The sequence below is a fragment of the Serratia sp. Ag1 genome (genome assembly GCF_000743355.1).
Taxonomy (GTDB): domain Bacteria; phylum Pseudomonadota; class Gammaproteobacteria; order Enterobacterales; family Enterobacteriaceae; genus Chania.
In genome coordinates this window covers 1-13245 of the sequence record NZ_JQEI01000023.1, presented here as the reverse complement: position 1 = coordinate 13245, position 13245 = coordinate 1, and the positions used below count along the sequence as shown (strand labels likewise).

General features: G+C 54.9%; 13 protein-coding genes and 1 pseudogene. 6 read left to right on the top strand and 8 right to left on the bottom strand.

Annotated features, from left to right (window positions below):
• The first annotated feature begins 11 nt into the window (after nt 1–11).
• Both IV04_RS13390 and IV04_RS13385 read left to right on the top strand, forming a co-directional pair.
• Nucleotides 12–584: a 3-hydroxyanthranilate 3,4-dioxygenase gene (locus IV04_RS13390; RefSeq protein ID WP_037394881.1), complete on the top strand. Its 573-nt coding sequence runs from the start codon at nt 12–14 to the stop codon at nt 582–584.
• The gene (locus IV04_RS13385; RefSeq protein WP_037394884.1) at nt 581–1567 is read left to right on the top strand and encodes an amidohydrolase family protein; all 987 of its coding nucleotides are present in this window, start codon (nt 581–583) and stop codon (nt 1565–1567) included. Before IV04_RS13390 ends, IV04_RS13385 begins: the two co-directional genes overlap by 4 nt.
• A 49-nt stretch (nt 1568–1616) precedes the next feature.
• On the opposite strand, the gene IV04_RS13380 is transcribed toward IV04_RS13385, so the two are convergent.
• From IV04_RS13380 to IV04_RS13355, 6 genes are read right to left on the bottom strand one after another with little or no spacing between them, the layout of a single operon-like run.
• Entirely contained in the window at nt 1617–2015 is a 399-nt protein-coding gene (locus IV04_RS13380) for a hypothetical protein (RefSeq protein ID WP_037394886.1), read from the bottom strand.
• Nucleotides 1991–3277, bottom strand: a complete 1287-nt coding sequence (locus IV04_RS13375) for a phosphatase PAP2/dual specificity phosphatase family protein (RefSeq protein WP_072010898.1) — start codon at nt 3275–3277, stop codon at nt 1991–1993. Before IV04_RS13375 ends, IV04_RS13380 begins: the two co-directional genes overlap by 25 nt.
• Nucleotides 3278–3282: 5 nt before the next feature.
• On the bottom strand, nt 3283–5043 hold the full coding sequence (locus IV04_RS13370; RefSeq protein ID WP_037394891.1) for a bifunctional alpha/beta hydrolase/class I SAM-dependent methyltransferase: 1761 nt from the start codon (nt 5041–5043) through the stop codon (nt 3283–3285).
• The gene (locus IV04_RS13365; protein ID WP_037394894.1) at nt 5036–5677 is read right to left on the bottom strand and encodes a 1-acyl-sn-glycerol-3-phosphate acyltransferase; all 642 of its coding nucleotides are present in this window, start codon (nt 5675–5677) and stop codon (nt 5036–5038) included. The genes IV04_RS13370 and IV04_RS13365 overlap by 8 nt, the downstream gene beginning before the upstream one ends.
• 4 nt (nt 5678–5681) lie before the next feature.
• Nucleotides 5682–6599: a phosphatidate cytidylyltransferase gene (locus tag IV04_RS13360; RefSeq protein ID WP_037394895.1), complete on the bottom strand. Its 918-nt coding sequence runs from the start codon at nt 6597–6599 to the stop codon at nt 5682–5684.
• Nucleotides 6596–7198 carry a CDP-alcohol phosphatidyltransferase family protein gene (locus tag IV04_RS13355; protein WP_037394897.1) on the bottom strand — a complete coding sequence of 201 codons (603 nt, stop codon included), beginning with the start codon at nt 7196–7198 and terminating at the stop codon, nt 6596–6598. Before IV04_RS13355 ends, IV04_RS13360 begins: the two co-directional genes overlap by 4 nt.
• Before the next feature lie 313 nt (nt 7199–7511).
• Here IV04_RS13355 and IV04_RS13350 point away from each other — a divergent pair, with 313 nt between their 5' ends.
• Entirely contained in the window at nt 7512–7769 is a 258-nt protein-coding gene (locus tag IV04_RS13350) for a YjhX family toxin (RefSeq protein WP_037394898.1), read from the top strand.
• 116 nt (nt 7770–7885) lie between these two features.
• On the opposite strand, the gene IV04_RS13345 is transcribed toward IV04_RS13350, so the two are convergent.
• Nucleotides 7886–9415, bottom strand: a complete 1530-nt coding sequence (locus IV04_RS13345; RefSeq protein WP_037394900.1) for a cryptochrome/photolyase family protein — start codon at nt 9413–9415, stop codon at nt 7886–7888.
• Between the two features lie 381 nt (nt 9416–9796).
• Between IV04_RS13345 and IV04_RS13340 the strand changes: the two genes are divergently transcribed.
• The 3 genes from IV04_RS13340 to IV04_RS13330 all read left to right on the top strand — a co-directional run bounded on the left by IV04_RS13340 (nt 9797) and on the right by IV04_RS13330 (nt 12507).
• The gene (locus IV04_RS13340; protein ID WP_037394902.1) at nt 9797–10483 is read left to right on the top strand and encodes a type 1 glutamine amidotransferase domain-containing protein; all 687 of its coding nucleotides are present in this window, start codon (nt 9797–9799) and stop codon (nt 10481–10483) included.
• A 157-nt stretch (nt 10484–10640) separates the two neighbouring features.
• Nucleotides 10641–11492, top strand: coding sequence for an aldo/keto reductase (locus tag IV04_RS13335; RefSeq protein WP_037394905.1), 852 nt, complete (start codon nt 10641–10643; stop codon nt 11490–11492).
• Nucleotides 11493–11517: 25 nt separating this feature from the next.
• Nucleotides 11518–12507, top strand: coding sequence for an aldo/keto reductase (locus IV04_RS13330; protein WP_037394906.1), 990 nt, complete (start codon nt 11518–11520; stop codon nt 12505–12507).
• 35 nt (nt 12508–12542) lie between these two features.
• On the opposite strand, the pseudogene IV04_RS13325 reads toward IV04_RS13330, so the two are convergent.
• Nucleotides 12543–13226 (bottom strand): annotated as a pseudogene (locus tag IV04_RS13325) (LysR substrate-binding domain-containing protein); the annotation flags it as partial.
• Nucleotides 13227–13245: the final 19 nt, after the last annotated feature.

Sequence of the window (13245 nt, the reverse complement as noted above, 5' to 3'; positions counted from 1 at the left end):
GGAGAATAACCATGTCTAACTTCAAATATGGATTACCGCTCAACTTTAAGCATTGGCTAGACACCAACACCCACCTGCTCAAACCGCCGGTGAATAATCAGCAGATCTGGCAAGACAGCGATTTTATGGTCACCGTGGTTGGCGGGCCGAATCAGCGCACCGACTTTCATGACGATCCGGTCGAAGAGTTCTTCTATCAGTTTAAGGGGAATGCCTACCTGAACATTTGGGATAACGGCCACTATGACCGTATCGATCTACACGAAGGGGACGTTTTCCTGATGGCCCCTCATGTGATCCATTCCCCACAGCGACCAGAAGAGGGCAGTCTTTGTCTGGTGATTGAGCGTGTGCGCCCAGCAGGAGAAGCGGACGCACTGCAATGGTCATGCGCCGCTTGCGGTACCCTGATCAGGCGCTATGAGATGAACCTGGAAAGTATCGTGGCGGATCTTCCCCCAGTTTATGAACAATTTTATGCAACCAGCGATGAAGAACGCCGCTGCAGCAAGTGCGGTGAAATTCACTCAGGCCGCGACTGGCAGACCTGGCATCGCATACTGAAGGCAAAAGAGAACCGATGAAAATAGATATTCACTCGCACTTCTTCCCGCAAATCAGCCAGCAGGAGGCCGCCAGACTGGACGTTGAGCAGGCACCCTGGTTGGCAACCAACGGGCGTGAAGGCCAGATCATGCTGAACGATAAGCCATTCCGCCCAGTCTATGATGCGCTGTGGGACGCCAATCGTCGCCTGGAACTGCTGGACGAACAGCAGATCGATATTCAGATTATGTGTGCCACACCAGTGATGTTTGCCTATGACGTTGCCATCGAACGTGCCTTGCCCTGGGCACAGCTGATGAACGACAAAGCGCTGGAAATGGCCTCTGCCAACCCACAGCGCTTGAAAGTGCTGGCACAGGTTCCGTTGCAGGATAGCGATGCCGCCTGCCGCGAAGCCAGCCGGGCGAAGGCTGGCGGCCACGTTGGCGTGCAGATCGGCAACCACGTGGGGGCAAAGGATCTCGATCATGAGTCGCTGATGACCTTTCTGACCCACTGTGCCAAAGAGGAGATCCCAGTCCTGGTACACCCTTGGGATATGATGGGCGGCGCGGAACGCATGAAGAAGTGGATGCTGCCGTGGCTGGTGGCGATGCCAGCAGAAACGCAGTTGGCAATCCTGTCGCTCATTCTCTCTGGGGCGTTCGAACGCTTGCCGCGTAACCTGAAACTGTGCTTTGCCCACGGTGGCGGCAGTTTTGCCTACTTGATGGGACGGGTGGATAACGCCTGGGAACAGCGCGACATCGTGCGTGAAGACTGCCCGCAGAAGCCCTCGAGCTATCTGGATCGTTTCTGCGTCGACTCTGCCGTGTTTGACCCACGGGCACTACAGTTGCTGGTGGAGACCATGGGTGCCGAACGGGTGATGCTCGGTTCGGATGCCCCATTCCCGTTGGGTGAACAGCAGGTGGGACATCTGGTCAGCAGCTCAACACTGCCTGAAGAGAGCAAGTGCCAAATTCTGGCGACCAATGCACATGCGTTTTTCTCTCTCTAGTCAGCCTGCCGGGAACGGGATTGCTCCGTTCCCGAGCTATCTAGCCTCATTAATACAGCGCCAAACCAAGTAGCCAACACCCCCACAGCAGCAGGGTTACCAGGATCGTGCGTCTGAGTTGCTGCAGCGCCCCCTGCTGACGCTCGGCCAATGACAGTTGTGTTAACCTTTCCCGCTGCCAAATCAGCGCCAGCGCTGCCCCTGCCTGCTGATTCTGTGCGGCGTTAAAGCGCGCCAGATATCCGGCATCCAGCCACAGCCGCCAACAACCGTAACCACTCACACCGCTCAACAACGCAATTACCACCCGCAGTACGCTGGGCGATGCCGCGAACATTACCCACAACAGCGGTGGCGCAGCCATCAGCAATAAAAAACGCCAGCTTGCTAATGTCCGCTCAAGCAGCGCTGCCTGCACGTCGGTCACTTCGTCATTTGCGTTCGCCATTGTTCCAACTGCTCCAGGTGTTGAGAGGTGAAAACGATCTGTGGCCGTTGCTGGCGAATAAATGCTACCGCCTGAGCCACCGTTAGCGTCGGCTGTTGCTGCAGCAACCAGGCGGCAGCAACCATCGCGCTGCGCGACAGCCCCAGTGCGCAATGCACCAGCACCGTCCCCTGAGATTGCCGCAACTGCTCCAACGCCGTTACCGCCTGTTGGAGTTGGGTGTTGTCCGGGCACACCAGATCCAGCATCGGTACACAGTGGTAAGCTACTCCGTTGAGGTGGCGCGAGCGAGGGAATTCACTGGTCACATCCAGTACCGCCTGCTGCACGGGCTGGCGACGCGGGTAACTGCCAAGGAACACCTCGTCAGTCAGTTGGCTGACCGCTGGCAAACGGCGGGTGTAACCCAGCAGAGAGATAAACATCCCGCACCGCCAAGGCAGCAGCAGCCAACGTGCTGCGGGCGTCAGTTGCCCTTGTTGATCTTTCTGCAAGGCGGCAACGCCAAGCCCGGCATAGGCCAGCGTGACGATACCCAACGCCAGTGCAGGCCACCACAGCCAAGGGGAAACCCCGCCTGCCACCAAGCAGATCAGCGCACCACACAAATAACGCCGGGCCAGCGTTTGACGGCGAGCATCTGGGCGCTGCCAGCGCCAATGCCCCCGTTGAGGGATCAGCCAGTCAATCACCATCCCGGCCACCAGCCCGGTAATCACATCAATAACATGGTGTTGCCAAGTGGTCAGTACCGAGAGTGCAATAAGCAAAAACCACGCACTGCACAGCCAACGCCAGCGGCCAGTGAGGTGGTGGTTGAAATGACGCCACAGCAGCCAACAGAGAATAATGTGCAGCGAAGGCGACTGGTTATAGGGCAAATCAAACTGCTCCAACTGCCCGAACAGCCAACCGGCAAAACCAGAAACCGGTGGCCGGATAAAGGTAAAACGCAGCGGAAACAGCAAGAACCCGGCGCAGGCCACCAAAGACGCCAGTACCAGCCGCCCCACCAATCGGTGCTGTTCGCTGAGCGAGAAACAGACAAACAGCGACAGGCCATACAGCAAATCCAGGCTCCAGTAAGGAATAATGGTCAGCGGCATAAAAGGAATATGCGGCTCCCAGGCGAACACCACGCTGCCTACGCCATCCCTACCCGCAGTGAACTGATTCACCTGACCATAAGTGAGGAAGAAAAACGGGGCCAGCAGGAGCAACCACCCCATCCCCTGAATAATCAGCCTACGGCGCGTTACCAAGTGGCTCATAGGTGACGACGCACCGCCAGCGAGACGGTAAAAATCCCCCATTGATCGATCAACTGAGCACATTTATCAAAACCGGCTTCCCGTACCAGCGCATCCATCTCGCCTTGAGTGCGTACACGCATCACCCACGCTTTGCCGTCTTTATGGCTGGTGAGCGACCAGGCGATCGTTTTCAACTGCGGATGCCAGGGCTGCCCGGTGTAGATCAGCATTCCACCCGGTTCGATAGCGTCCGCCAGCCCGGCCAGCGATCCACGCACCAAGGCATTTTCCGGGAACAGCTCATAGAGGCCGGAAACGATACCCAGCGTCGGGCGTGGCGCTAACGTCGCCAGTTCCGAGCGGTTGAAGGCATCACCGCGTTCAAAACGCGCTTTATCTGCCATGCCACGTTCAGCGATCATCTCCTGCCCCTTCGCCACGTTCAGTTCGCTGTAATCACGCAGTAAAATCTCGCTGACCGCCGCTTCGCTCGCCAACGCATCCAGCACATAACGGCCATGCCCGGCGGCGATATCGACCACCCGCACCGGTTTACCCTGCTGCGCCAACCGTGCTACCGCCTGCTGAATGAGCTGCTGCAAATGGACCTTACGCTGGCGAATCCCCTGCCAGCCCACGCTGTTAAGGTAGTTTTTATCAATTTGCCGCCCCAACCAACTGCTGCCGTGTGGCTGGTTGCGATAGACGTAATCCAGCGTGCTGCCAGAATCAAAGCCGGTCTCAAACCCCAGCTTCACGCCGGTTGACTGGGTGCCGAGCATTTTCATGCCATAACGCATGGCGCGATAGGTCATATCATCAAGGGAATAAGGTGTCGGGCCGCCGCTCAGCATCCGCCAGTTGTCCGCACCAGGGCTCCAGCGATCTTCATTCTGGTAATCGAAACGCTGTGGCGGCATGGCGTACAAGGTGTCGATAAAAGCGCGCATTTTGTCGAACGCGATGTGCCGATCGCGTTCACCGAGGGTGTCGTGATATAACCCTGGTAAGACGTGCAGTTCTTTGAGTGGGCTGCGCAGGCGCTGGTAGAAGTCCAACTGCGGCTTGCGGTGAACCACATAATCCTCACCGGAAACCAGCAACTGCGTCGGTAAGGTGATCGCAGCGGCATCGCTCACGATCCGTTCGGCGGTGCGGTACAGATCGAGCAGGATATTGACGGCTATCGGCCGGGTAATCAGCGGATCATGATTAAAGCTCGCTATCCGCTCAGGATCGTGCGTCAGGTATTTGCCTTTAACGTAGGAGTTGACGAAAAACAGCCCGCGCAGGCGATGCAACAGCGCCAACCCAGGGCGAGCAAACGGCACATACAGTTTGACCTTAAAGGCGGGCGATGCCAGCACCAACCCACGGATCGCGGGCGCATAGTCGTGTACCCAGGTTGCCGCCAGCACCGCACCAACGCTTTGTGCCACCACGATCACGTGTTCCAACTCCGCCTGGCTGTCGGCAGCGGCAAAGCGGACAAACTCGTCTACATCCTGCACCGAGCGGGCCAACGAGGGGCTGTGCCCACGCTGGCCCGGTGAGCGCCCATGGCCGCGCGCATCCCATGCGTAGAAGGCGGTATCCGGCATCGCCAGTTCATCAACGATGTGCTGCAAACGCCCGGAATGTTCATGGCCACGATGAAACAGAACGATGACTTTGCGTAGCTCACCCTTTTCTTGCGCTGGCCAGTGGCGATAAAACAGCTCGGTATGATCACTGGTCAGAAAGCTTTTTTCGTCTGGTGTGCGGATATCAGCCATGGGATTCATTTCCTTTTATCTCCTGGCGAAGCTGCAGTAAGCGTTGCAACAGCGCTTCCTTAAACAGGCCTTTGTCGGGGTGAAACTGCATTGCCTCACCCACATTGGCATCAATAAACAGCGGCAGCGGGATGCGGTTCCCCTTCGCCATCACCCGTTCGGTGCCTTTCAGCCAGACGGGAATGATCGGCACCTCTGGCATGCTTTGGCTGAGATGCCACAAGCCTGATTTGAGCGGTGCCAGTTTACCCGGCTCACCGCGTGAACCTTCTGGAAACAGGATCAGCATCTTGTTGTCGCGCAACGCCTGCTCACACAGCGCCAGCGGGTTCTCTTCGCCCCCCTGACGCGAGATCGGGATAATATTGAGGATATTGAGCGTAAACCACGCCAGCCACCGGTTACGCAGAAAGTAGTCTGCAGCGGCCACCGGATGCACGATATGCTGCTGCCCCAGCGGGAACAGCGACAACAGTACAAACACATCCATATGGCTGTTATGGTTCGCCACCAGGATCGCCGGGCCCTGCTGCGGCAGGCGTTCCCGGTGCTTTACCCGCAGCCCAAGCCACAGCCAGATGACTGGCCAGACGATACACAGGGAAAACAGCGTTCTGAGGAATTTTTTCATCATGGCGTCAGTAGCAGAAGTAACGGATAAAGTGGAAGAAAACCGGCGCAGTGAAGATCAGCGAGTCCAGGCGATCGAGAATGCCACCGTGGCCCGGCAGCAGCGTGCCGCTGTCTTTTATGCCGATATCGCGCTTGATCGCCGACATCACAATATCACCGCAGAACCCCGTCACGCCGATAATCACCCCCGCCAACAGCGCCAGCGGCCAGCTTAACGGGGTCAGTAACGGGCCAAGCAGCAATGCCGCCAACGCGGTGCTGCCAATGCCACCCAGCAGGCCCGCCAGAGTTTTATTCGGGCTGACCTTCGGCGTGACCTTAATCCGCCCCAGCGATTTGCCCCACAGATACTGGGCGATGTCGTTAAACTCGGTCAGGCCGACCAGAAACAGCACCAGCAGCGCCCCGGTTTGCAGACCATCAGCAGGCAGCACCAGCAGGCATGCCACATGGCTGAAGGCAAAAACAGTGGTCATCAGGCTCCAGTGCAATTGCGCAGCCGTACTCAAAAAGCCCTGAGTGTCACCAGCGATTACCATGCGCGCGGGCAGGAATAAAAACACGTACACCGGAATAAACACGATGAACATGCCGTACCAGCCAATGCCGATCAGCCAGTAGTTGATGGGGATGGCAATAAACATCCACAGCATCGGCATGCGATCTGAATGCCGGGAGGGCACCAGCGTCAGGAATTCTTTCAAAGCCATAAAACTGACCAGCGCGAAAAAGATCAACGCCAGCCAGTGCGGGCTGATCATCGCCAGTGAAAACAGCACGATAATCACCCACCAGGTACGGATGCGCAGCGTCAGTTCACGCCAGTCTTTCTCTGGCCGCAACCAGAGCAGCAAGCCGTTCACCAGCGTGGCGAACAGCAACAGGGCAAAAATGACCGCCAGCGATTTTTCCAGCAACATCATTGATGCTCCCCTACCAAGGCACTGTGGCAACGATTCACCACCGTCCAGGCTAACAATAGCGTCGCGACGCCCCACACCAGGTTGCTCCACTCCGCCGCTGGCGGCCAGATCGCCAGCACCAGCCCCCAAGCGCCGAACAGCAACGCCCGGTCACTTTTGCCCAACGGCCCGGCGTAGCTACGCACGCCGTTGATGGTTTGTGCCAAAATGCCGCAAAACTCCGTCAGCACCGCGCAGAACAGCATAGCCAATACCAGCGGGGCGTAGCTGCCGGGTAAAAAGATAAAGGGGATATACAGGGCGACATCTGAGAGGACATCGCCGATTTCATTAAGAACGGCACCGAGGCGGCTTTTCTGGTCGCACTCACGGGCCAGCATGCCATCCAGCGCATTCAGCGCCATGCGAATAAATAACACTATCGGCAGGAGATAAAACAGACTCGGTTGCGGGAATAGCACCAGCAATCCACCGGTCAGCAGCGAAAGCAGCATCGCCGCCAAGGTAACATGGTTGGCTGTCACATGGCGTTTATCCAACCAACGCATACTGGGCCGTAACAGCGCCTGAAAAGCAGGCTTGATCTTATAGAGAGTCATTTTTCATCCCTGATTTACATTTATAAAATGCCTTTATACTGCCTTAGAAAACAACCACTCCGCTACCATTGTCTCTGGGCTAAAGTTCACACTTTCCAGACTAGCCTATTCCCATACTAAAATCAGGTGTTACAATCCGCGACGAAAATCTCTTTCAACTCTCACCGAGGCTTTGATGCTGGAGAATGTGATCATCAGATAATCAGTTTGCCGACCACTCAAGGCCGGGCTGGTTATCAATGCGCTGAAATCGAATGCGGACACCGTTGGGTGTTTGCACGTTTTGCTCATGATGATTAACAGGTTTTCCAGTATGAATTTATCCCGTCAGGAACAACGTACCTTACACGTTCTCGCCAAAGGTGGACGTATTGCGCATATTCGCGATGCATCAGGCCGCATCACTTCCGTTGAATGCTATAGCCGCGAAGGGCTACTGTTGAGCGACTGTACGCTTGCTGTGTTCAAAAAACTCAAGACCAAAAAACTGATCAAATCCGTTAATGGTCAGCCATACCGCATCAACACCACTGGGTTGAACAACGTGCGTTCACAGCCAGACAACCAGTGAGGAAAAAGCCATGACTACAGCGCCCCCATCTGCCGATAGGGGCGTCTTGTTTGGTTTAAGGTGGATAAATATTGGCTGGTCTGAAAAACGTTTTAAGTCATTAACACCCACCCCAATTACAGTTTCTCTATCGCTATCAGCAGATTTTGCGCATGCTGAGTGATATTTTCCTGCTCCTGTGGCGAGAGTTTTTTGAGCTGGTGATACACCATCGACAAACGCAGGTTATGCGCCAGTTGCGACTGATGCTGGATAAAAAAATGCCAGTACAGCGCATTGAATGGGCAGGCGTTTAGCCCAAGGCGTTCTCGCGGATTGTATTCACACCCAGAACAGTAATTACTCATCTTATTGATATAAGCCGCGCTGGAGACGTAAGGTTTGCTGGCAAGCAACCCACCATCGGTAAATTGACTCATCCCGAGCGTGTTGGGGAGTTCGACCCATTCGAAAGCATCGATGTAAATACCTAAATACCATGCATGAACCTCGGCAGGGGCTAGCCCTGCGAGCAATGCAAAATTGCCGACAATCATCAGCCGCTGGATGTGGTGCGCATAAGCCTGATCCAGCGATTGCCCAATCGCATGCGCCATGCAGTTCATTTTGGTGTTGGCATCCCAGAACCAGGCAGGCAGCGGGCGCTGGTGATTGAAGAAATTGTTATCGCGATAGCCAGGCATTTTTGCCCAATAAACGCCCCGCACATACTCGCGCCAACCTAATACCTGCCGGATAAATCCCTCTGCAGAAGCCAAAGGCACTTCGCCATTTTGCCAAGCGGCCTGCGCCTTGCTCACCACTTCCCGTGGTGACAGCATTTTAGTATTGAGGGCAAAAGAGATCAGGGAGTGAAACAGATGCCAACAGTCCGTGTGCATCGCATCCTGCCACTGTCCAAAATGGCGCAGATCGTCGCGGATAAAGCATTCTAATAGTGCTAAAGCTTCCTGGCGATCCAACGGCCAGCGGAAGTCTGCGGCATGCGGCTCACCAAAACTTGGCACCTCAAGCTCGGTCAGGCTTTGCCAGAGTGCTTCATGGTTGTGCACTGGCCGACGATCGTCCGGCGTTGCGGGAGTGCCTTTCCATGGCTTGCGGTTTTCGGCGTCGTAATTCCATGCGCCCCCTTCAGGCTGGCCGTCCGGGCACATCAGCACCCGCTCACGGCGGCGCATTTCGTGATAAAAATTTTCCATACGCCAGGTTTTACGCTGGCCAAAAAAGCTCGCGACCTGTTCGCGATGACAAAAAAAGTGTTCGCTGTCTACGCTTTGGGTGACCACCTTGCAAGACGTAGCCCAGCGTGTTAACTGTTGATCCAGCCGCCATTCATCGGGGAGTTGCCAACTGAATTTAACTGCCTGGTAGTGGGCAATCAGGGCGTCCAGATTATCGGTCAGCGATCCACGGTTCGAGGGATCGTCAAGCTGAACATAACGCACTCGGTGGCCTTGCTGGCTTAATTGGCGGGCAAATTCACGCATGGCGGCAAAGATGGCAATAATCTTTTGAGCGTGATGGAGGACATAGCGCGTTTCTTGCCGCAGTTCCAACATCACATACACCACCCGATCAGACCGTTGCCTGAACCAGGAATGCTCGGGATTAAGCTGATCCCCTAAAATAAGCCTGAGTTCCGTCATATTGCCCCAGATAAGCCCATGCCTGAGCGCCTTTAGTTAAGCCCATGAATTGCACCATGCAAAACGGTGGCGAAGCCAATCCACACCGCATAAGGAATATACCCGTCATACTTCAAGTTGCTTGGGTGCTAGACATATCAAGCATAGAACGGCTTTCGGCTAAAGACTGGGCATGCTGCTGAATTTCCAGACGCAACCAGCGAGGCGTTACGTTCCTGATACAACACATGGAAGAACAGCAGCAGATTAAGGTCTTTGTTGGCTATATTCATTTTTTGAATACCAGAAATGAACAGTTTTGATTTTTAGAATTATAGCGAGTCGCCTAAGCTGATATCCAGTTCACTGATTCACGCGCTACGGCGCTTAACGGAGCAAATGATGAAAATACTGATGGTACTGACCTCTCACGACAAGCTGGGTAATACGGGCCACAAAACCGGTTTCTGGCTGGAAGAGTTTGCCTCACCGTATTATGTTTTCCGCGATGCCGGTGCAGAAATCACACTGGCTTCGCCCAACGGTGGCCAGCCGCCTCTGGACCCGAAAAGCAGCCAGCCAGATGCTCAAACGGCATCCACCCATCGCTTCGCTCAAGACGTTCCTGCGCAGCAAGCGCTGGCAAATACCCTGAAATTGCAGGATGTTAGCGCCGATGATTTTGATGCACTGTTTTACCCTGGCGGCCATGGCCCGCTGTGGGATTTGGCGGAAGATCCCCACTCTATCGCCCTGATAGAGCAATTCCAGGCACAGGGTAAACCGGTGGCAGCGGTTTGCCACGCGCCTGCCGTGCTGCGCCACCCCAAAAACGCGGCAGGCCAGCCGTTGGTGATGGGGAAACAGGTCACGGGCTTTAGCAATAGCGAAGAAGAAGCCGTCCAGTTAACCCAGGTCGTCCCGTTCCTGGTTGAAGAGATGCTCAAAGCCAACGGCGGGCACTACAGCCGTGCCGAAAACTGGCAAAGCCACGTCGCGGTGGATGATTTGCTGATTACCGGGCAGAACCCGGCGTCTTCAGAGGCTACTGCTGAGGCGTTATTGGCGACACTGCAAAACCAGGGTTAATAGCCACCGGGCGGTAGCATCGTTCTGGCACGCTGCTACCACCGTTCTGGGAACCCTATTAATGAGCCCTGCTAATTAACCTTAGCGCACTACCCCATCTAATCGAATTAATCCCTCTGGGTTATGCTTCATCGCACAACAATTGAGGGGTAACGTCATGCAAACAGTAAAACTGAATAACGGGGTTGCCATACCTCTACTGGGCTTTGGTGTGTTTCAGATGACCAATGCCGCCGAATGTGAGCGTGCCGTTATCGATGCCATCGAAACGGGCTATCGCCTGATTGATACTGCTGCCTCCTATCAAAATGAAGCCCAGGTTGGGAATGCGCTCAAACAAAGCGGTATTGCGCGCAGCGAACTCTTTGTCACCACCAAACTGTGGCTGCAGGATACCCATTACGAAGGGGCTAAAGCGCAGTTCGAACGTTCATTAAATCGCCTGCAGTTGGACTATGTTGACCTGTATCTGATTCACCAACCCTACGGTGATGTCCATGGTGCCTGGCGGGCCATGGAGGAATTGCAACAGGCCGGGAAAATCCGCGCGATTGGCGTAAGTAACTTCCATCCGGACAGGCTTGCCGACCTGATCGCCTTCAACAAAGTCACTCCAGCCATAAACCAGATAGAAGTTAACCCATTCAACCAGCAGTTGCAGGCCGTCCCCTGGATGCAAAGCCGTGGGGTTCAGCCTGAAGCCTGGGCCCCTTTCGCGGAAGGGAGAAACGGCTTGTTCCAGCATCCGCGCTTAAGCAAACTGGCTAAGAAGTATGGCAAAAGCGTAGGGCAGATTGTCCTGCGTTGGATCTATCAGCGCGGGATTGTCTCGCTGGCGAAATCCGTGCGTAAAGAGCGGATGGAAGAGAATATCAACCTCCTTGATTTCGAACTAAGCCCTGAAGACATGCTGCAGATTGCCGCGCTCGATACCGCAACCAGCGCATTCTTCTCACATCGCGACCCGGCCATGGTGGAATGGCTGACCGGTCGTAAACTCGACGTTTAACGCCGCCACAAAAAGGTACTTATTGATGCAAAAACGTTATCTCGGTAAATCCGGCCTTGAGGTTTCCGTATTAGGCCTGGGCTGTATGGGGCTAAGCCACGGCTACGGCCCGGCTACCGATACCCGTCAGGCGATCGAACTGATTCGTGCTGCGGTTGAGCGTGGCGTGACCTTCTTCGACACCGCCGAAGTGTATGGCCCTTATCTGAATGAAGAAGTTGTCGGCGAAGCGTTAAAACCATTTCGCGATCGGGTGGTTATCGCCACTAAATTTGGCTTTACCTTCGGTGCTGATAACAGGCAGCAGATTTTAAACAGCCGCCCAGAGCATATCCGTACCGCGGTGGAGGGCTCACTGCGCCGCCTCAAGATCGACGCTATCGATCTGTTGTATCAACACCGTGTCGATCCTGATGTCCCGATTGAAGAGGTTGCTGGAACGGTGCAAGCACTGATTGCTGAAGGCAAGGTCAAACATTTCGGCCTGTCGGAAGCTGGGGCGCAAACCATTCGTCGTGCCCATGCCGTACAACCCGTCACGGCCCTGCAGAGCGAATATTCCATGTGGTGGCGTGAGCCAGAGCAGGAAATCCTGCCGCTGCTGGAAGAACTGGGTATTGGTTTTGTGCCATTCAGCCCGTTAGGCAAGGGCTTCCTGACCGGCACTATCAAGGCCGAGACGAGGTTCGCCGAGGATGACTTCCGGAATCTGGTGCCGCGTTTCGCTGCAGAAGCGCTGAAAGCCAATGAAAAACTGGTCGCTCTGTTGGGGGAACTTGCCGCAGAAAAAGGCGTGACCTCAGCACAAATTGCGCTGGCCTGGCTGCTGGCACAAAAACCGTGGATTGTGCCAATCCCCGGCACCACAAAGCAGCATCGACTGGCAGAAAACCTGGGTGCCGCAGATATCAACCTTTCTCAAGATGATTTGCGTAAAATCACTCAGGCGCTTGAAACGGTAAAAATCGTCGGCGAGCGTTACCCTGCGGCGCTACAGGCCCGGGTAGGTCGTTAAGCTTTAAACTGGCTTACGAGCGGCTCGCAAGCCAGTTATTCAGAATAGCGCAGCGCCTCAATCATCAGTGCAAAGGCAGGTGGGTGCTGTTTACGGCTGGGGTAGTAAAGATAGTAACCAGGGAAGAACGGGCACCAATCCTGCAAAACCTGAATAAGTTCCCCGGACTTGACCAAGCCCTGAACCCTATCTTCAGGCACACAGGCAATACCAAAACCAGACAGCGCCGCATCTATTCTTTCCGACAAGAAATTAAACGTCAGTTGCCCTTCAACCCTGACGCGCAGTGGCTTGCCCGCTTTCTCAAACTCCCAATGGTATAAGCCACCAGCGGTGGGCAGACGCATATTGATGCATCGATGGTTCTGAAGCTGATGAGGCGTTTCAGGAATAGGGTTGGCCGCAAAATATGCCGGGGATCCTACAACTGCCATACGCATATCTGGCCCAATTTTTACAGCAACCATGTCTTTATCGACACTTTCGCCAAGGCGAACGCCAGCATCGAAACGCCCTTCAACAATATTGACGAAACCGTTATCAACAACCAGTTCAACCTTGATTTCTGGATATTCCCTGAGAAAGGGTTTCAGCTTTGGCCACACCAAACTACGTGCGGAGTGTTCCCCTGCTGATAAACGGAGATTCGCGGAGGTCGTGCCATTCAACTGGATAAGTGCCCCGAGTTCCTGCTCAAGATCGGCAAGACGGGGTTCAAGTGTAGTGGATCACAAAATC